The 221-nt window shown below is 60.6% G+C and carries 1 protein-coding gene; it reads left to right on the top strand.

Annotated elements, in window-relative coordinates; genetic code table 11:
- On the top strand, positions 1–221 hold a 221-nt coding region (locus tag ACLNEE_RS17125; protein ID WP_411425361.1), incomplete at both ends, for a hypothetical protein.

Here is a 221-nt window from a genome sequence, read left to right as displayed (position 1 = left end):
CGCCCTGGAAGCGGAGCTGGCACTGGATTTGGATCGCCAGATCGATGCGATCGAGGAGCGGATCTGGGATTACTACTGCGAGGCCGATCCCGAGCAGATCCTGCTGTCGGTGGCGTGGACCCCAGAAACTGAACCAGTCCTTATGAGAGCTTCCCGACCGGCCAGACTTGGCCAGGAGAAGCCCCATGAAACGCAAGCGTCACACCCCCGAGCAGATCATC

The organism is Aphanothece stagnina RSMan2012, assembly GCF_046764815.1.
In the GTDB taxonomy this organism is placed as follows: domain Bacteria; phylum Cyanobacteriota; class Cyanobacteriia; order PCC-6307; family Cyanobiaceae; genus NIES-981.
Note: the sequence above shows the minus strand (reverse complement) of the source record. Positions and strands in the feature narration are given on the sequence as shown.